Source organism: Hypericibacter adhaerens, from assembly GCF_008728835.1.
GTDB lineage: Bacteria > Pseudomonadota > Alphaproteobacteria > Dongiales > Dongiaceae > Hypericibacter > Hypericibacter adhaerens.
The window spans coordinates 3,135,641-3,152,354 of the sequence record NZ_CP042582.1; the positions used below are offsets into that span (position 1 = coordinate 3,135,641).

General features: G+C 66.5%; 16 protein-coding genes and 1 riboswitch. Of the genes, 3 read left to right on the plus strand and 13 right to left on the minus strand.

Annotation, left to right across the window (positions count from 1 at the left end; all coding sequences use genetic code 11):
- Window positions 1-63 precede the first annotated feature (63 nt).
- Complete coding sequence (locus FRZ61_RS13745; RefSeq protein ID WP_151118269.1) at window positions 64-822, plus strand: carbonic anhydrase; 759 nt, start codon at window positions 64-66, stop codon at window positions 820-822.
- 122 nt (window positions 823-944) lie between these two features.
- On the opposite strand, the gene FRZ61_RS13750 is transcribed toward FRZ61_RS13745, so the two are convergent.
- From FRZ61_RS13750 to FRZ61_RS13770, 5 genes are read right to left on the minus strand one after another with little or no spacing between them, the layout of a single operon-like run.
- Complete coding sequence (locus tag FRZ61_RS13750) at window positions 945-2,054, minus strand: ABC transporter permease (RefSeq protein WP_151118270.1); 1,110 nt, start codon at window positions 2,052-2,054, stop codon at window positions 945-947.
- A 1-nt stretch (window position 2,055) separates the two neighbouring features.
- Window positions 2,056-3,189 (minus strand): ABC transporter permease, encoded by a 1,134-nt coding sequence (locus FRZ61_RS13755; RefSeq protein WP_151118271.1) that lies wholly within the window; start codon window positions 3,187-3,189, stop codon window positions 2,056-2,058.
- Complete coding sequence (locus tag FRZ61_RS13760) at window positions 3,186-4,910, minus strand: ATP-binding cassette domain-containing protein (RefSeq protein WP_151118272.1); 1,725 nt, start codon at window positions 4,908-4,910, stop codon at window positions 3,186-3,188. Before FRZ61_RS13760 ends, FRZ61_RS13755 begins: the two co-directional genes overlap by 4 nt.
- On the minus strand, window positions 4,907-5,935 hold the full coding sequence (gene hlyD, locus FRZ61_RS13765; protein ID WP_151118273.1) for a secretion protein HlyD: 1,029 nt from the start codon (window positions 5,933-5,935) through the stop codon (window positions 4,907-4,909). Before hlyD ends, FRZ61_RS13760 begins: the two co-directional genes overlap by 4 nt.
- 10 nt (window positions 5,936-5,945) lie before the next feature.
- A complete protein-coding gene (locus FRZ61_RS13770; RefSeq protein WP_151118274.1) occupies window positions 5,946-6,662 on the minus strand; it encodes a CerR family C-terminal domain-containing protein in 717 nt (238 codons plus the stop codon).
- Window positions 6,663-6,822: 160 nt separating this feature from the next.
- A riboswitch (Fluoride riboswitch) is annotated at window positions 6,823-6,888 on the plus strand.
- 105 nt (window positions 6,889-6,993) lie between these two features.
- On the opposite strand from FRZ61_RS13770, the gene crcB reads away from it, so the two are divergent.
- The gene (crcB, locus tag FRZ61_RS13775) at window positions 6,994-7,374 is read left to right on the plus strand and encodes a fluoride efflux transporter CrcB (RefSeq protein ID WP_151118275.1); all 381 of its coding nucleotides are present in this window, start codon (window positions 6,994-6,996) and stop codon (window positions 7,372-7,374) included.
- 15 nt (window positions 7,375-7,389) lie between these two features.
- On the opposite strand, the gene FRZ61_RS13780 is transcribed toward crcB, so the two are convergent.
- The 5 genes from FRZ61_RS13780 to FRZ61_RS13800 form a co-directional block, all read right to left on the minus strand.
- The gene (locus FRZ61_RS13780; RefSeq protein ID WP_151118276.1) at window positions 7,390-8,307 is read right to left on the minus strand and encodes a DMT family transporter; all 918 of its coding nucleotides are present in this window, start codon (window positions 8,305-8,307) and stop codon (window positions 7,390-7,392) included.
- Between the two features lie 306 nt (window positions 8,308-8,613).
- Window positions 8,614-9,699, minus strand: coding sequence for an ABC transporter ATP-binding protein (locus tag FRZ61_RS13785; protein WP_151118277.1), 1,086 nt, complete (start codon window positions 9,697-9,699; stop codon window positions 8,614-8,616).
- Window positions 9,700-9,822: 123 nt separating this feature from the next.
- Complete coding sequence (locus FRZ61_RS13790) at window positions 9,823-10,965, minus strand: extracellular solute-binding protein (protein WP_151118278.1); 1,143 nt, start codon at window positions 10,963-10,965, stop codon at window positions 9,823-9,825.
- Window positions 10,966-10,984: 19 nt separating this feature from the next.
- Window positions 10,985-11,797, minus strand: coding sequence for an ABC transporter permease (locus tag FRZ61_RS13795; protein WP_151118279.1), 813 nt, complete (start codon window positions 11,795-11,797; stop codon window positions 10,985-10,987).
- Window positions 11,794-12,663 carry an ABC transporter permease gene (locus tag FRZ61_RS13800; protein WP_151118280.1) on the minus strand — a complete coding sequence of 290 codons (870 nt, stop codon included), beginning with the start codon at window positions 12,661-12,663 and terminating at the stop codon, window positions 11,794-11,796. The genes FRZ61_RS13795 and FRZ61_RS13800 overlap by 4 nt, the downstream gene beginning before the upstream one ends.
- A gap of 127 nt (window positions 12,664-12,790) precedes the next feature.
- Between FRZ61_RS13800 and dapF the strand changes: the two genes are divergently transcribed.
- Window positions 12,791-13,699, plus strand: coding sequence for a diaminopimelate epimerase (gene dapF, locus FRZ61_RS13805; RefSeq protein WP_191909015.1), 909 nt, complete (start codon window positions 12,791-12,793; stop codon window positions 13,697-13,699).
- Here dapF and FRZ61_RS13810 read toward each other — a convergent pair whose 3' ends face one another.
- The 3 genes from FRZ61_RS13810 to FRZ61_RS13820 form a co-directional block, all read right to left on the minus strand.
- Complete coding sequence (locus FRZ61_RS13810) at window positions 13,700-14,560, minus strand: golvesin C-terminal-like domain-containing protein (RefSeq protein ID WP_151118282.1); 861 nt, start codon at window positions 14,558-14,560, stop codon at window positions 13,700-13,702.
- Between the two features lie 345 nt (window positions 14,561-14,905).
- Window positions 14,906-16,339: a golvesin C-terminal-like domain-containing protein gene (locus tag FRZ61_RS13815; RefSeq protein ID WP_151118283.1), complete on the minus strand. Its 1,434-nt coding sequence runs from the start codon at window positions 16,337-16,339 to the stop codon at window positions 14,906-14,908.
- A 127-nt stretch (window positions 16,340-16,466) separates the two neighbouring features.
- Window positions 16,467-16,703 (minus strand): hypothetical protein, encoded by a 237-nt coding sequence (locus FRZ61_RS13820; RefSeq protein ID WP_151118284.1) that lies wholly within the window; start codon window positions 16,701-16,703, stop codon window positions 16,467-16,469.
- Window positions 16,704-16,714: the final 11 nt, after the last annotated feature.

Sequence of the window (16,714 nt, forward strand, 5' to 3'; positions counted from 1 at the left end):
CGTAGATCGAAGTCGGTTGCCCGGCGGGAGCGCGGTTGCTATGAAGCCGCCGGGTAACGATCCATGTCCAATCCCCTGCAAAGACTGATCCGCGGATTCGAGAGCTTCCGCGCGCAGCATTTCGAAGGCGAGTCCGATCTCTACCGGCGCTTGGCCGAGGAGGGTCAGGCGCCCAAGGTGCTGATCATCGGCTGCTCGGATTCGCGCGTCGATCCCGCCATCGTCACCCAGGCGGATCCGGGCGACCTCTTCATCGTGCGCAATGTCGCGGCCCTGGTGCCGCCTTACGAGGTCGACGGCCGGATCAAGGGCACGAGCTCCGCGATCGAGTTCGCGGTGCGCGGCCTGAACGTGCAGCATGTGATCGTGATGGGCCATGCGCAATGCGGCGGCGTGCAGGCGCTGGCCAATGCCGGGCAGCCGGAGGCGGGCTACGAGTTCCTCTCCGACTGGGTGCGTGTCGCGACACCGGCGCTGGCCGCCCTGAACAAGATCTGCCCCGACCTGCCGCCGAAGGAGCGCCGGCGCCTGCTCGAGGAAGCGACCGTCATGGTGTCGCTCGGCAACCTGATGGGCTTTCCCTGGATCATGGAGCGGATCCGCGACCGGCGGCTCCTTCTCCATGGCTGGTATTTCGACCTGGTCAGCGGCCGGCTGCTCGCCCATGACCGGCGCAGCGGGCGGTTCCTGCCGATCCAGGAGGACCCGGCACCGCATTGCATCGAGCCCAGCCCTTGCGCGCCGACCTGCGACTGCCAGAAGCATTTCCTGCCCGAGGCCTTCCTGCGGATGAGCCGCCCGGCTAGGGGCCAGCAAGGGTAACGCGACCACTCCGCACTCCCCCGTCATCCCCGCGAAAGCGAGGATCCAGGGATGGGTCGGAGCATGGCATCGACATGGATTCCCGCTTTCGCGGGGATGACGTGAGGAGCGCGTGGCTCTTCTCAGGAGACGCGGTGCCGGAACAGCCAGGTCGCGGCCAGGAGCGTCACGATGGCGATCCCGCCCATCGGCCAGATCCGGTCGAGCACCAGATGGGCCGGCATGTCGCGCAGAAAGACGCCGCGCACGATCACCAGGAAATGGGTCAGAGGATTGAGATGCGCCAGCGGCTGCAGCCATGTCGGCATGTTCTGCACCGGCGCGGTGAAGCCGGAGAGCATGATGGCGGGCGCCATGAACAGCATCGAGCCCAGCATCGCCTGCTGCTGGGTTCCGGCCAGCGACGAGACGAACAGCCCCACGCCCGCGATCGCCAGCAGGAACACGAACAGGCCGATGAAAAGGAGCAGGACCGATCCCGTCACCGGGATGCCGAACAGGATCCGGATCAGAACCACGATGCCCACGGCCTGGATCATGCCGATGGCGACACCGGGTACCGCCTTGCCGATCACGATCTCGATGGGCTGAAGCGGCGACACCAGCAGCTGCTCGAAGGTCCCCAGCTCGCGTTCGCGCGCGACCGACATCGCCACCACGATCAGCACCGTGGTCATGCTGAGCGTGCCGACCAGGGACGGGATCATCACGTTGCGGTATTCGCGGTTGGGGTTGTACCAGGTGCGATCGACCACGATTGAGGTCGGCGACGTCGGTGTGTCCAGCGACATCCGCTCCTCGTTGAATTGCGCGACGATGGCGTTGATGTAGCTGTTCAGGATCTGGGCGGTGTTCGACTTGCGCGCATCGAGGAGGATCTGCACCGAGGCCGGCTCGTTGGCGGCCAGCAGGCGCGAGAAATCCTGCCCGATATGGACGACCGCCGTCACCTCCTGGTCGTCGATGGCGGCCTCGACCTCGTCGAGGCTGTGGAAATAGACGATCTCGGAGAAGGCCGAGGCACGCTCGAAGCGGTTGACGAGCTGCTCGGAGATCAAGCCCCAATCCTCGTTGAGGATGCCGATCGGGACATTCTTGACCTCCAGGGTCGCCGCATAGGCGTAGAGCAGGAGCTGCATGATCGGCGGCACGATCAGGGTGAAGCGCGCGCGCCGGTCGCGCAGCGCCGCCAGGAACTCCTTGACGATCAGGGCAGCCAGGCGGGACAGCATGTCAATCGAGCCTCATCCGGGTCTTGCGGATCGTGAAAGCGATGATCGCGGTCGCGATCACGGCCAGGACCGCGGCCGAGCGCAGCAGCACCGGCGCGATGTCGCCCACCAGGAAGATGGTCTGCAGGCTGTCGACGTAGTAGCGCGCCGGCACGATGGCGGCGAAGCCGCGCAGGATCGCCGGCATGGCCGAGATCTCGAAGATGGCGCCGGAGAAGAACAGGCTCGGCAGGAACGAGACCAGCGTGGCGATCTGGCTCGCCGCGAACTGGGTCCGCACCGCGCTCGAGACCAGCAGCCCCAGCCCCAGCGCCACCAGCAGGAACACGGCCGTGACCCCCACCAGGCTCAGGATCGAGCCCCGGAACGGCACGTCGAAGACCACCACCGCCAGGATGACCGACACCGTCATCGCTCCCATGCCGAGCATGAAGTTCGGGATGAGCTTGCCGGCGATGAACTCCAGCCGGCCGATCGGGGTCGCGAGCAGCGCCTCCATGGTGCCGCGCTCCCACTCGCGGGCGACGATGAGCGCGGTCAGGAGCGAGCCCACCATCATCAGGATCTGCGCGATCGAGCCCGGCAGCAGAGCGCGCCGGCTCTTGAGCTCGGGATTGAACCAGAAGCGCGGCACGGTCACGACCGGCGCCACCATCTCGCCGCCCGACCGCGCCATCTGCTGCGCCTGCCAGACCTGCCAGGCGCCCTGCAGGTAGCCGCTGACGAAACTGGCCGTGTTCGGATCGCTGCCGTCGGTGATGACCTGGATCGGCATGGTGTCGCCGCGCTCGCCGCGCGCGGCGAAATCGGCCGGCACCACCACGATCCCCTCGATGTCGCCGGCCGTCAGCGGGTCGATGAAGTCGCGCCGGTCCAGCGCGACCTTGACGTCGAAGTAAGGCGAGTTGGAGAGCGCGGTCTCGAACCAGGCGGTCTCGGGGCTCGGCTGCTCGAGCACCAGCCCGATATGGATGACGTTGGCATCGAAGGAAAGCCCGAAGCCGAACAGGAACAGCAGCAGCAGGGGGTGGGCGAACGCCACGATCAGGCTCGAGGGGTCGCGCCAGATCTGGATCATCTCCTTGCGCACCAGCCCGCGGATGCGCCGCCAGCGTCCGCGGCGGTCGGCGCTCATGCCGCCTCCTTCTCGTCCTGGGCGGCGAGGAGCGCGATGAAGGCGTCCTCGAGCGTGGGATCGGGGCGCTCGGCGGTGCGGGCGGCGCGTTTCAGCTGATCGGGGCTGTCCAGCGCCACCACCTCGCCGCGATTGATGAGGGCGATTCGGTCGCAATATTCGGCCTCGTCCATGAAATGGGTGGTCACCAGCACGGTGACGCCCTGCCCCACCATGCCGTTGATGAAGCCCCAGAACTCGCGGCGCGTGAGCGGATCGACGCCCGAGGTCGGCTCGTCGAGGAACAGCACCGCCGGGCGGTGCATGACCGCGCAGGCCAGCGCCAACCGCTGCTTGAAGCCCAGCGGCAGCTCGCCGGCATTGCGCTCGAGATGAGGCTTGAAATCGAAGGCTTCGATCATCCGCGCCACGGCGCCACGCCGCTCGGCGCGCCTCAAGCCATAGACGCCGGCGAAGAACTCCAGGTTCTGCCGGACGCTGAGATCGCCGTAGAGCGAGAATTTCTGCGCCATATAGCCGAGCCGTCCGCGCGCCGCGGCGGCCGCGCGATAGAGATCGTGCCCGTCCACCTCGGCCTTGCCGGCATTGGGCCGCAGAAGCCCGCAGAGCATCTTGAAGGTGGTCGATTTGCCGGCACCGTTGGGGCCCAGCAGGCCGAAGACCTCGCCCCGTCGGATCGAGAAGGAGATCGCGTTCGCCGCCAGGAAGGCGCCGAAACGCTTGGTGAGGCCCTCGGCCTTGACGGCGACCTCGCCGTTCCCGTCGCGCTTGCCGGCGAGGCCCGCCACCTCGATGTGATGCGATTGGCCGCCGAGCGCCGTGACGAACGCATCCTCGAAGCGGGGCGCCGTCGGCACCAGCCGTGCCTCTTCCGTCAGGCCCAGCTCGTCGCGTGTCGGCGGCTCGGGCTTGCGCATCACGATCCGCACGGATTCGCCCTGGATCACGCCGTCGGCGATGGCCGGATCGCGCGCCATGCGGGCGAGCAGCGCGCGACGGTCCTGCGCCAGCCCCTGCACCAGGAACACCCGGCCCTCGACCTCGGCCGTCATGCGCCGCGGATCGCCCTGGAACATGAGCTGCCCGTCATTCAGCAGCAGCACCTCGGCGCAGAGCTCCGCCTCGTCGAGATAGGCCGTGCTCCAGACCACGCCGATGCCCTGATCCACCAGCTCATAGACCATGCGCCAGAGCTCGCGGCGCGACAGCGGATCGACGCCGACGCTGGGTTCGTCGAGCAGCAGCAGCTTGGGCGACTGCAGCAGGGCGCAGGCGAGACCCAGCTTCTGCTTCATGCCACCCGAAAGCCGGCCCGCCAGCCGCCGGGTGAAACGGGCCAGGCCGGTGAAGCCCAGCAGCCGCTCGAAACGCTCGGTTCGCAAGGGCCCGACCACGCCGCGGAGGTCGGCATAGAGGTCGAGATTCTCGGCGACGGTCAGGTCCTCGTAGAGCCCGAAGCGCTGCGGCATGTAGCCGATATCCTGGCGCAGCGCCTGTGGATCGCTGGCCGTGTCATGGCCGCAGACCGTGAGCTTCCCCTCGGACGGCAGCAGCAGGCCCGCGACGAGCCGCAACAGGGTGGTCTTGCCGGCACCGTCGGGGCCCACCAGCCCCGTGACCTGGCCCGGCATGATCCGCGCCGTGATGTCCTTGAGGGCCGGCCGCCCCGCCGCTTCGAACCGCCGGGTCAGGCCCTCGATAACGGCCAGCGGCTCGGTCATGGGTTGCTCGCGGCCGCGCCGGCGTTGGCCGCCGGCGAGGGCAGCGGCGGGATCTCGATGGTGACGGGCATGCCCTGGCGCAGCGCACCGTCCGGATTGTCGACCACGATGCGCAGGCGATAGACCAGCGCCGTGCGCAGCTCGCGCGTCTCGACCGTCTTCGGCGTGAATTCCGCCGTGGGCGAGATGAAGCCGACGGTGCCGCGATAGACCGGCGTGCCCGGCGTATCGGTGCTGAGCTCGACCTTCATGCCGGGCTGCACGCGGCCGAGATCGGGCTCCGACACATAGCTGCGGACCCAGACGGGCGAGGTCAGGCTCAGCACATAGACGGTCTCGCCCGCCTGGATGATCGCGCCCACCTCGCGCGCACGGCTCAGGATGGTGCCCTGGCTGGGGGCCACGAGCTGCGCATCCTCGAGATCGCGCTGCGCCTGGATCAGGGTCGCCTGCGCCGCCTGGAGGCTGGCGCGGCCCTCGGCGATGTCCTCCTCGCGCGGCCCGATCTGGGCGAGGATCAGCGCCTGCTGGGCGGAGCGGAGCTGGGCCTGGGTCTGGCGCAGGGTGGCCGCCGCATCGTCATAGGCCTGCTGCGAGGCGACGCCCTTCTCCCGCAGCTCGGTCTGGCGGCGATAGACGAGCTGGGCGTTTTCGACCATGGCCTCGCGCTCGGCGACCGAGGCCTTGGCCTGGTCGATCTCCTCGGGCCGCGTGCCATGCTCCAGCCGGTCGACCACGGCCTGCTGCTGCGCCACCTGCGCCTCGGCGCCGCGGATCGCATCCTCGAAATAGCGCTTGTCCAGCGTGGCCAGCACGGTGCCGGTCGCCACATCGTCGCCCTCATCGACGGCGAGCCGGTCGATGCGGCCTCCGACCTTGAAGGCGAGATTGACCTGCCGGACCTCGACATTGCCCGTCAGCTCCAGGCGGTCGCTGTGGGCCGGCTCATAGATCCGGAAATACCAGTAGGCGCCGCCACCGGTGGCCAGCAGCAGCAACACAAGGAGGAGGACGAGCCGCCGCATGGCGAACCTGCTAGCTGGGATTGCGGGATGATGAAGCCGCCGCCCGCGGGCCGGACCGGAGCGAGGCCAGCGTCATCTCGACGATGATGCCGACGATTTCGTCGATCTGGGCCGCGCTGTACTCGCCCTTCCAGCCCATCCGGCGGCGGATCGTCGCCTGCGCCATGGCGAAGGCCAGGATCTGCCCGAACAGCGCATGGGCGCGCAGGATCGCCTGCGGCGTTTCCGGATCGGCATCGAGCAGCCGCGCGACCAGCCGCGTGAGACAGCGATGCACATGCTCGATGAAGCGCGCATAGAGGCGCTCGAAGGCCGCGGTCGGCTGGAGCTGCTCGCGCATCATGAAGCGGATCCGCAAGGCCTGCTGGTCGCTGCCGAGCAGGATCCGGGCCAGCGTGCCGATCAGCCGCGCCAGCAAGGCCTCGATCTCCGCGCGGCCTCGGGCCCGGTCGAAGGCGGCCTCGATCTCGGCCACCATGGCGCTCAGCGGCTTCTCGACCGTGCTGGCAAGCTGGTCGACCACCGCCAGGTAGACGCCTTCCTTGCCGCCGAAATGATAGGGGATGGCCGCCAGATTGACGCCCGCGGCCTTGGCCAGCTCGCGGGTCGAGACGCCGTCGAAGCCATGCTTGCCGAAGAGCCGCAATCCCGCTTCCAGCAGGCGCTGGCGCGTGGGATCGCCCCGGGAGCTCTCGGTGGCGGCGGCGGCGACCGCGCGGCGCGGCATGGCGGAAACCTCTGGTGCATTCGGTGGACCGGCCCCAACGGATCGGCCGCCCCGGACGTTCCCGAGTAGTATGTCATTCGAATGAATGAATCAAGCCGGCGTGAGTTCCGCGGCCGGCGCCTTTTGACGCGGGCCCTGCGCCGGGTCTATGGTTTTCCCCCGGTGCGATGGGGATGGAGTCCCCCGATAACCGCCTTGTCAGAAGGCTGATGGCTCCTGCCGAGCGGCTCGTTCGAGCTGGCGGCGGGGCATTCGCAGGAAACCCGCCGCTGGCGGGTTTTTTTGTGACGCCGTGCCTCGGAAGGGCGGCGGTAGAGAAGGAAAACGGCTGATGGGTTACCTGATCGTCTTTCTCGGCGCCGGGATCGGCGGGGCAACGCGCCATGGCGTCAATCTGCTGGTGGCGCGGCTGGTCGGCACCGCCTTCCCTTACGGCACGATGGTCATCAACATCGTGGGCTCGCTGATCATGGGACTCTGCGCCGCCTATTTCGCCTTTCGCGGCGGCGACGGCCAGCATTGGCGGCTGTTCCTGACGACCGGCATCCTCGGCGGCTTCACCACCTTCTCGGCCTTCTCGCTCGATGCGGCGGTCTTGTGGGAGCGCGGCGATATGCTGGGGACGGCGCTCTATGTGGTGGGGTCGGTCGCCCTCTCCCTCCTGGCCCTGTTCCTGGCGCTCTGGCTCGGGCGCAGCCTGCTGGCTCCCTGAGCGGCGCGAGGCCGGTCAGCCGAGGGCGGCGCGCCGCTCCAGCGCGCGGCGGCGGCTCGCGCGCCATTCGGCGCCGATCACCATCATGCCGCCGGCCAGGATCAGGGCCGCGCCGACGAAGACGGCGAAATCCGGCAGGTCGCCCCAGATGATGTAGCCCAGGCAGAAGGCCCAGAGCAGCGTCGAGAACTCCAAAGGCGCGATCACCGTGGCCGGCGCCCGGCGGATACCCTCGGTCACCAGATACTGGCCGACGCAGCCCATGCAGCCGAGCAGCAGCATGAGCAAAAAGTCATGCAGCGTCGGCGTCTTCCAGGCCCAGGGCAGCGACACGCCGCAGACCACCACGAAGGTGCTGTTGGTGATCACCATCTGCACCCAGGTGCGGATCCGCGGCGCCACCTGGCGGAACAGGATCATCGCATAGGCCCAGAGCAGGGCCGCCGTCAGCGCCAGCCCGATCGCCACGGGCTGGTGCATGTTGGTCGGGCGGCAGGCCACGACCACGCCCACGAAACCGATGCCGATCGCGAACCAGCGAAATCTCGTCACCTTCTCGCCGAGGATCGGGGCCGCCAGGGCCGCCACGATCAGCGGCGAGGAGAAATAGATCGTGCTCATCTCGGCCAGCTGCAGATCGCGCGAGGCCGTGTAGTAGCAGAGCCAGGCCGCGAGCAGCGCCAGCGCGCGCCAGGCCAGCGCCTTGCGCTCCACCGAGGCCAGCGCTTCCATGGCCAGCCGGCGCCCATTCATGGAGAAGGCGATCACCAGGATGATGGCGGCGCGCATGAACATGACCTGCGGCGTCGAATAGTCCGCCACCAGCCATTTCACGGTCGCGTCCTGGAGCGAGAAAGTGAAATAGGCGGAGAGCGCCAAGCCGATGCCCGACAGGACACTGCCGCTCTCGCCGGTGGACGATGGGGCAGCCATGCGGGGAGGCACCTTCACGCGGGGAAAATGAAGTCGGGCCGGAGCGCCGGCCGGAGTGGGTGGGAACAGGATCGCCGAGATCAATGACCTGACCGTAAAGACAGACTACGCCAACCGCCGGATTCCACGCTATTCAACGGTGGCATGGAGCCCCCGCGCCGGCCGCATGAGTGCGAAGCAAAGCTCGTCGCCTCCCCCGCTTCGCGGGGGAGGATCAAGAAGGGGCCGCTCGGTCCGTGCAGCCCTCACCTTCGCCCTCTCCCGCGGAGCGGGAGAGGGCGCAACAGCGAGACGATCCGTCTTCCCTCAGAGAATGCGGCAATGCTCCGGCGCGATGGCCAGCCGCACGGCCTCGCCGGCCACGTGGGCCCGTTCGCGCAGCGAGGAAAGCGCCCGCAAGCGCTGGCCGTCGGCGAGTTCGATGTCGTAACGGGCAAGCGCCCCCAGATAATCCACGTCGGCGATCCAGCCGGCGAGCCCCGAACCGTTCGCCGGGGCGGCGCTGCCCGGCATGAGCGCGATCTTCTCGGCGCGGACAACCGCGCGCACCTTGTCCCCGGCCTTGACGGACCGCACCGCGCCGCCGCGGACGGCGAGTGTCGCGCCGCCCGTCAGCTGCAGGAGGATTTCCGCCGGCGTCACGCTCAGCACCGTGCCGTCGATGAAGTTCGCATTGCCGAGGAAGCTGGCGACGAACTCGCTGCCGGGATGCTCATAGACCTCCGAGGGCGCGCCCTGCTGCTCGATGCGGCCCGCATTCATGACCACCACGAGGTCGGACATCGCCAGCGCCTCGCCCTGATCGTGGGTGACGAAGATCGTCGTGATGCCGATCTGGCGCTGGATCAGCTTGAGCTCGGTGCGCATCTCCTCCCGGAGGTTGGCGTCGAGCGCCGAGAGCGGCTCGTCGAGCAGCAGCACATCGGGCTCGATCACGATGGCGCGGGCAAGCGCGATGCGCTGCTGCTGGCCGCCCGAGAGCTCGGAAGGCAGCTTCTTCGCCACGCCCGGCAGCCGCACCATCTCGAGCGCGCGGGCGACCTTCTCGGCGATGACGGACTTGGCCACGCTGCGATATTTGAGGCCGAAAGCGATGTTGTCGAACACCGTCTTGTGCGGGAAGAGCGCGTAGTTCTGGAAGACCAGGCCGATATTGCGCTGATGGATCGGCACCTCGTTGACCCTTCGGCCGGCGATCGTGATGTCGCCGGCCGTGGGATTCACCAGCCCCGCGATCGAGCGCAGGATCGTCGTCTTGCCGCAGCCGGACGGCCCCAGCAGCGTGACGAAGGCCCCCTTCTCGATCGCCAGGCTCACATCCTTGACCGCGACGAACGGGCCATAGGCCAGGGTGACGTTTCTCAGTTCGACCGCGGTCTGGCTCGTCTGCATGGCGGGCTTTGCAAGGATGCTGGGGTTGCTCAAGAGAGGCCGGATACCGGGAGCCGATCCTGGCTCCCGGTATCCGCTCCGATCAAAGGACCCGGCGGCGTTGCCGCCACCGGGGAAACGGGATCACGCCCCCTTGGAGATGCGGTCCCACTGCTTGGTCCAATCGTCGTTATGCGCCGCCCAGTAGTCCGGGTCGCCGAAGGTCAGCGCCTTCATCTCGCCGGTCGGATCGAAAGCCGGCAGCTTGGCGATCTTGTCGGTGAGCTGGACTTTCTTCGGATCGAGCGAGGGCGGATAGTTCTGCCCCTCCGCGACCGCGATCGCCGTCGCCGGATCGAGCATGAAGTTGATCAACTCCTCGCATTCCGTCATCGGCGAGCCCTTGAGAACCAGCATGTCCTCCATCCAGGCATAGCTGCCGGCCGGATCGTTATAGCCGATCGGCGAGCCCTGCTGCTGCAAGGCGGCGATGCGGCCCGACCAGGCGTCGGTGACGACGATCTCCTCCTTGGCCAGGAGATCCATCAGCTCGGCGCCGGAGCTCCAGTATTTCTTGGTGAGGTCGCGGGCCTCGCGCACCTTGGCCCAGACCGCATCCATATCCTTCGCGTCGTTGGGATTCTGGCCGGTCTGCAGCGAGGCGTACCAGACGCGCGTGACCATGTCGCCATAGGCGCCGATCTTGCCCTTGTATTTCGGATCGACCAGCAGGTTGGCGCCCTTCTCCTTGGCCTCGGCCTCGGAGATGTATTTGGTGTTATAGGCGATGCCGGTGGTGCCGTAATCGTAGGGCGCGCAGGAGAGCTTCGGCGTCATCTTGCGGAACGGCTCGATCATCGCCGCCATGACGTTGGCGAGGTTGGGGATGTTCGCCTCGTTGATCTCCGAGACCCAGCCGTTGTCGACATACTTCTTGTAATACTCGACGCCCGAAGAATGGATGATCTGGAAGTCGCCGGGGCTGGCGCTCTTGATCTTGGTGATGACCACGCTCTCGTCGTCGAACGTGCCCTGCACCACCTTGATGCCCGTCTTGGCGGTGTAGGGCTGGAAGGCGTATTTGTCGATCGCCTCCTGCACCACGCCGCCCCAGCCGTCGAAACGGACTTCGGTGACGGCGCCCAGGGCCTTCCGGCCCCAGCTCGTCATCACGCCCATCGAGGCGGCCGCGGCCGCCGTCAGTCCCAGGAACGTGCGGCGGTCCATTCCGCCGTGGATGTAGCGGTCCTTGAGCCGCTCCAGGCGGCGGGTCGAGCTGATCTTCATTGGCAGTTCCTCCCTAGCTTCATGCGTTGGTTGCGGTTTGGCGGCGGATCAGAAGGCGCGCAACCGCGCCTCCCAAGAGCGGCAGTCCGACGGTGATCACGATCATGAGCGCCCCCAGCGCGTTGATCTCGGGGCTGATCGATACCTTGAGCATGCCCAGGATCTCGGTCGGCATGGTCTCGACGCCCGGCGGGCGCCAGAACACGCTGGCCGAGACATTGTCGAAGGAGATGGTGAAGGCGAGCAGGAGCCCGGCCAGCATCGCCGGCATGATGAGCGGCATGGTGATCTCGCGGAAGGTCTGCCAGCGATTGGCGCCCAGCGACCAGGCGGCCTCCTCGAAGACCCGCTTCACGCCGATGAGCCTCGCCTGCACGATCAGCACGACATAAGGCAGCGACAGCAGGATATGGCCCGCGAGCAGAAGCCCGTAGTTCGGCTTCATCCCGACCCAGCGGTTGGCGAGCAGCAGCCCGACGCCGAGCACCGTCTCCGGCACCAGGATCGGGCCGACGATCAGCGCGTTGACCCATTGCTTGCCGGGAAACTCGTAGCGGACGAGGGCCAGTGCCGCCATGGTGCCGAGCACCGTGCAGACGACCGCGGTGAGCAGGCCGATCCAGAGCGAGGTGTGGAAGGCGCGGACCACGGCTTCGTTCTGGAACAGCTTCCCGTACCATTGCAGCGAGAAACCGGCCATCGGGAAACCGCCGAAGCGCGACGAATTCACGGACAGGATCAGCACCACGCCGATGGGCGCGAACATGAAGACATAGACCAGGAAGGTCAGGATCTTGATCAGGATCCAGCCGCCGCGCCCCTCTTCCCTCATCGCGACAGCCCCTTGAAGATCGTCGAGAGGCCCATATAGCGGCTGTAGATCACCGAGACCACGCCGAGCAGGGCCAGCAGCACGATCGAGAGCGTGGTGCCCATCGGCCAGTTCAGCTCGCGCATGATGGTGTCGAAGATCAGGTTGCCGAAGAGCGAATCCGACCGGCCGCCCAGGATCTGCGGCGTCACATAGCTGCCGGCCGCGAGCACGAAGCTCAGCAGCAATCCGGCGCCCAGCCCCGGCAGCGAGAGCGGCAGCGTCACCTCGCGGAAGGCCTGCCAGCCCGTGCAGCCCAGCGAGCGCGCGGCCGAGACCAGGTTGCGGTCGATCCCGTCCAGGCTCACATAGACGTTGAGGATCATGTAGGGCAGCAGGAAATGGATCATCCCCATGATCACCGCGCCCTCGGTATAGAGCATCTGCAGCGGCTCTGAGATCAGGCCCAGCGACTTGAGGGTGGCATTGATGACGCCCTGCTCGCCCAGGATATGGATCCAGGAAAAGGTGCGGATCGTGAAGCTGATCCAGAAAGGCACGATCAGCAGCAGGAGCAGCAGCCATTTATGCCGGAACCGGGTCATGGCGATGCAATAGGCGGTGGGATAGCCCATGAGCGCGCAGAGCAGCGCCGTGATGGCCGAGACCCGGGCGGTCTTCCAGAGGAAGCCGTGATAATAGGGGTCGGAGAAGAACTCGTGCCAATTGCCGAGATTGAGGTCCGCCGTCTCCACCCCGGCGGTCTTGAAGGTATAGAAGGTGTAGACGAACATGATGCCGATCGGCACCAGCAGCAGGAAGACCAGGGCGAGCAGCGTCGGCGCCAGCAGATACCACGGTCGCCTGCGCTCGTCCGCAGTGAGCATGGAAATCGCCATACGCCCTTGGCCCCCTGCATTCCCGCCCAATTCCAAACCGCTTGGGCCGTTCGTTTTATTGGGGGTCTCGCCCCTGGGTTGCTGTAACATTACCTTGATCCGGCACGATATCAACATGGCAACCACCCTCCAGAAGAGCGAGCTCGCACCGCGCCTGTTGCGCTTCGCCCGCATGCATGGCTGCGGCAACGATTTCGTCGTCATCGAGGATCGGGACGGACGGCTGCAGCCGCATCGCGCCGAGCTGGCGCGCGATCTCTGCGACCGCCGCAAGGGACTGGGCGGCGACGGGCTGATCCTGCTCCAGGGCGCCGATGCCCGCGACGGCGCCGATTTCCGCATGACCTACGTCAACCGCACCGGCGACGACGGCGAGATGTGCGGCAACGGCGCGCGCTGCGCCGCGCGACGGGCGGTCGATCTGGGACTCGTCGGTGGCCGGAACCGCGGCGGCGACCTGCGCATGCAGACCGATGCGGGGCTGATCCGCGCCACGGTCAGCCCTGTCGAGGTGACGCTCGGCATGACGGCGCCGGCCGACGAGCGCCGTTCGGTGCCGCTGACCGTCGAAGGCCATGCCTTCGATCTCTTCGCGATCGACACAGGCGTCCCGCACGCGGTCGCGTTCCTCGGTTCCCTCGACGAGCTGGACCGGCTCGATGTCGAGACCATCGGCCGCGCGATCCGTTACCACCCGGCCTTCGCGCCGAAGGGCGCCAACGCCAATTTCGCGGCGCAGCGCGCCGACGGCGCCTGGCGCATGCGCACCTATGAGCGCGGCGTGGAGATGGAGACGCTCGCCTGCGGCACGGGCGCCGTCGCGGTGGCGCTGGCCGCCCATCGGCGCTTCGGCGCCCCCTCGCCCGTCTCCATCCTGCCGACCGGCGGCGGAGTCCTGACCATCGGCTTCCAGGCCGATGGCGACGGCTTTCGCGAGGTGACGCTGACGGGGCCGACCGAAACCATCGCGGAAGGCGAGCTCACCGCCGACTGGCTGGCCGCGCGCGGCCTGGACCGGGCCTGATCAGAAGATCGGCTCGAGCAGCCCGCGCTGCCCCGGTCGTACCGCGAAGAGCCCGCCGAGCGTCGGGTCGTAGTCGCGGAAGTAGTTGTAGGCGAAGCCGGTGTCGGGGTCGGCCTGCTGGCCGGGGAAGCGCAGGCTCGTGTCGATGCCGCCGCTGCTGGTCAGCGACACCGGCCGCCCGAAGGGGTCCTGCACCCGGTCCCAGACCACCGCCTGTGCCGCGTCCGTGATCTTCTGCGGCAGCCCGATCTGGTCGCTGTGCAGATAGACCAGATCGGCGGGTGCGGGGCCCGTTCCCACCAGCTTGATCGCGTCCGCCACCACATTGCCGTCGGAGGACGCCGTCAGCGTCACCTGGTGGCCGGCACTCGGTGCGAAGTTCCAGGTCCCCAGCAGGTTCCACTGCCCGCCGTTCTGCTTCTGGCTGACCGTGACCAGGCTGGTCCCGCCGTCATGCACCACCGTGTATTGGGCGGCCCCCGAGTTCGCCGAGGAGGCCGTCCAGCGGGCATAGAGCTGATACTCGCCGGCGCTCGAGATGGTGGGTGTCCAGGTGAAGCTGTCGACCGGCGCGCCGTCCTGGACGTAGTAGATCGCGTCCGCCACCACCTTGCCGGTCAGCGACGTGTCTGCCAGATCGACCTTATAGCCGGTGCCCGTGGCGTTGAAGGGGAAGGTGCCCAGCAGCACCCACTGCCCGCCGCTGACCCGCTGGTTGACCGTGACGGTCGTGCTGCCACCCTCGTAGGTCACGGTGTATTTGGCGTCGGTGGCGTTCGCCGCCGAGGCCGGCCATTTGGCGTAGACGCGGTAGCTTGCGGTCTGGGCCGGAGTCAGCGCATTCGGACAACCAACGCCCAACCCTACATCTGTCAGGCCTGGTTTGGCTCATCGACCAGCGCGCCCCACACACACCGAGAGAGCGCTCAAAGCTACCGCCTGCGCGCAACCCGAGCTACGCATGGAGCCATTATCCCTCAGTGTTTTGTGGAGCGGAGCCCGAGGAAAAATAATGCGCCAATAGATATCAAAGCTATCCCTAGCGGAAATCCTAGCATTGCGCGCGCCTCGTAAACCGCTTTAACCGGCCCTTCAGCGGGAACTGAAAATGAGGCGCTTTCGTACGACCACATAACCATGTAGGCGCCCCAAATGCCAAAGCCAAGTAACAGAACCCATCTCACGATGTGCAGCATTTTTGGTTGCCTATGGAGTTGTACGTTGCGGGTCTTTGGGCACAGGAGACATTTGTGGTAGCACCGGGCTAGGAATGATCTGCGGCCCATAGCGGCATTTTCCAATTACTGACCATGCAAAGCTTTGGCACTGATTGAATGGCTCCCAGGGCCCAGTAGGTTGCCCAGGTCGGATCAGGCTGTTTACGCATTGCTCGTCGACGTTATTCATTTTCTCACAAGTAGCATTCGGGCTTTTCGATTGGCCGCTGTGATCCACCGTCTGTGTGGGATCATAGGGCCAATCTGAACGGCCGCCCTGCGCGGGAACTTGCCCCGCCATGCCGCCCATTCCAGCTTCGTACTTGTCGGTTTTAATCCAATAATGGTCGAACAGATTCATTGGGAAGGGAAGGTCCGCTGGCCTCCTGCAAAGCAGGACATCGAGACCGAATGGATCTTTGTAAGTGGGCGGATTGTTTTTCGCATACGCATATCGATTGATTCCGCCCGCGAGCCCGATGGGATCGGCCTGGATGTAGCGGCCGAGCGTGGGATCGTAGTCTCGGAAATAGTTATACGAGAACCCGGTGTCGGGGTCGGCCTGCTGGCCGGGGAAGCGCAGGCTCGTGTCGATGCCCCCGCTGCTGGTCAACGACACCTGCCGCCCGAAGGGATCCTGTATCCGGTCCCAGACCACCGCCTGTGCCGCGTCCGTGATCTTCTGCGGCAGCCCGATCTGGTCGCTGTGCAGATAGACCAGATCGGCGGGTGCGGGGCCCGTCCCCACCAGCTTGATCGCGTCCGCCACCACGTTGCCGTCGGAGGACGCCGTCAGCGTCACCTGGTGACCAGCACTTGGTGCGAAGTTCCAGGTGCCGAGCAGGTTCCACTGCCCGCCGTTCTGCTTCTGGCTGGCCGTGACCAGGCTGGTGCCGCCGTCATGCACCACCGTGTATTGGGCGGCACCCGAGTTCGCCGAGGAGGCCGTCCAGCGGGCGTAGAGCTGATACTCGCCGGCGCTCGAGATGGTGGGTGTCCAGGTGAAGCTGTCGACCGGCGCGCCGTCCTGGACGTAGTAGATCGCGTCCGCCACCACCTTGCCGGTCAGCGACGTGTCCGCCAGGTCGACCTTGTAGCCCGTACCCGAAGCGTTGAAGGGATAGGTGCCCAGCAGCACCCACTGCCCGCCGCTGACCCGCTGGTTGACCGTGACGGTCGTGCTGCCGCCCTCGTAGCTCACGGTGTATTTGGCGTCGGTGGCGTTCGCCGCCGAGGCCGGCCATTTGGCGTAGACGCGGTAGTTCGCGGTCTGGGCCGGGGTCAGCGTCCAGGTCGCGGTCTTGGAGGCGGCCAGAGGGACGACCCTGAGCGCGTCGGCGATCAGATAGCCGTTGGCGGTATCGGCCAGCTCGACCCGGGATTCTGCCCGGGTGCCATCGTGAAGGTGCCGAGCAGCCGCCAGGAGGAGCCCGTCGCCTGCTGGTTCATCAGGACCGTGGTCGAACCACCCTCGTGGACGATAGAGCTGTCGGCCAGCGCGCTGTCTCCAGCGTCAATTCCTTAAGTTGGATAGTACTCGAATCCTACCATCACGCTTTAGTTCCACGCCGCACAAGCTCAAGTGTTGCCTCGGGCTCTATATAGTGGATTAAACCGGCTTGCGGTGATTCGATGAGAATTCCTTTCTTCAAATACCCCCACTCGCTTTTCGGGAAGGCGCTTGAGAACTCGTTCGTATCGAGCGAACACACAACAATACCCTCAGCGCCTGCCCATAGCTTAACCACATCATTCAAGTGGGCTTCCTGACCGTTAGGGTATTTCATGTCTGTGGCTT

Coding starts and splice junctions, on each gene's coding strand:
- FRZ61_RS13745 (WP_151118269.1), top strand. CDS start 64: ATGTCCAATCCCCTGCAAAGACTGATCCGCGGATTCGAGAGCTTCCGC.
- FRZ61_RS13750 (WP_151118270.1), bottom strand. CDS start 2,054: ATGCTGTCCCGCCTGGCTGCCCTGATCGTCAAGGAGTTCCTGGCGGCG.
- FRZ61_RS13755 (WP_151118271.1), bottom strand. CDS start 3,189: ATGAGCGCCGACCGCCGCGGACGCTGGCGGCGCATCCGCGGGCTGGTG.
- FRZ61_RS13760 (WP_151118272.1), bottom strand. CDS start 4,910: ATGACCGAGCCGCTGGCCGTTATCGAGGGCCTGACCCGGCGGTTCGAA.
- hlyD (WP_151118273.1), bottom strand. CDS start 5,935: ATGCGGCGGCTCGTCCTCCTCCTTGTGTTGCTGCTGCTGGCCACCGGT.
- FRZ61_RS13770 (WP_151118274.1), bottom strand. CDS start 6,662: ATGCCGCGCCGCGCGGTCGCCGCCGCCGCCACCGAGAGCTCCCGGGGC.
- crcB (WP_151118275.1), top strand. CDS start 6,994: ATGGGTTACCTGATCGTCTTTCTCGGCGCCGGGATCGGCGGGGCAACG.
- FRZ61_RS13780 (WP_151118276.1), bottom strand. CDS start 8,307: ATGGCTGCCCCATCGTCCACCGGCGAGAGCGGCAGTGTCCTGTCGGGC.
- FRZ61_RS13785 (WP_151118277.1), bottom strand. CDS start 9,699: ATGCAGACGAGCCAGACCGCGGTCGAACTGAGAAACGTCACCCTGGCC.
- FRZ61_RS13790 (WP_151118278.1), bottom strand. CDS start 10,965: ATGAAGATCAGCTCGACCCGCCGCCTGGAGCGGCTCAAGGACCGCTAC.
- FRZ61_RS13795 (WP_151118279.1), bottom strand. CDS start 11,797: ATGAGGGAAGAGGGGCGCGGCGGCTGGATCCTGATCAAGATCCTGACC.
- FRZ61_RS13800 (WP_151118280.1), bottom strand. CDS start 12,663: ATGCTCACTGCGGACGAGCGCAGGCGACCGTGGTATCTGCTGGCGCCG.
- dapF (WP_191909015.1), top strand. CDS start 12,791: ATGGCAACCACCCTCCAGAAGAGCGAGCTCGCACCGCGCCTGTTGCGC.
- FRZ61_RS13820 (WP_151118284.1), bottom strand. CDS start 16,703: ATGAAATACCCTAACGGTCAGGAAGCCCACTTGAATGATGTGGTTAAG.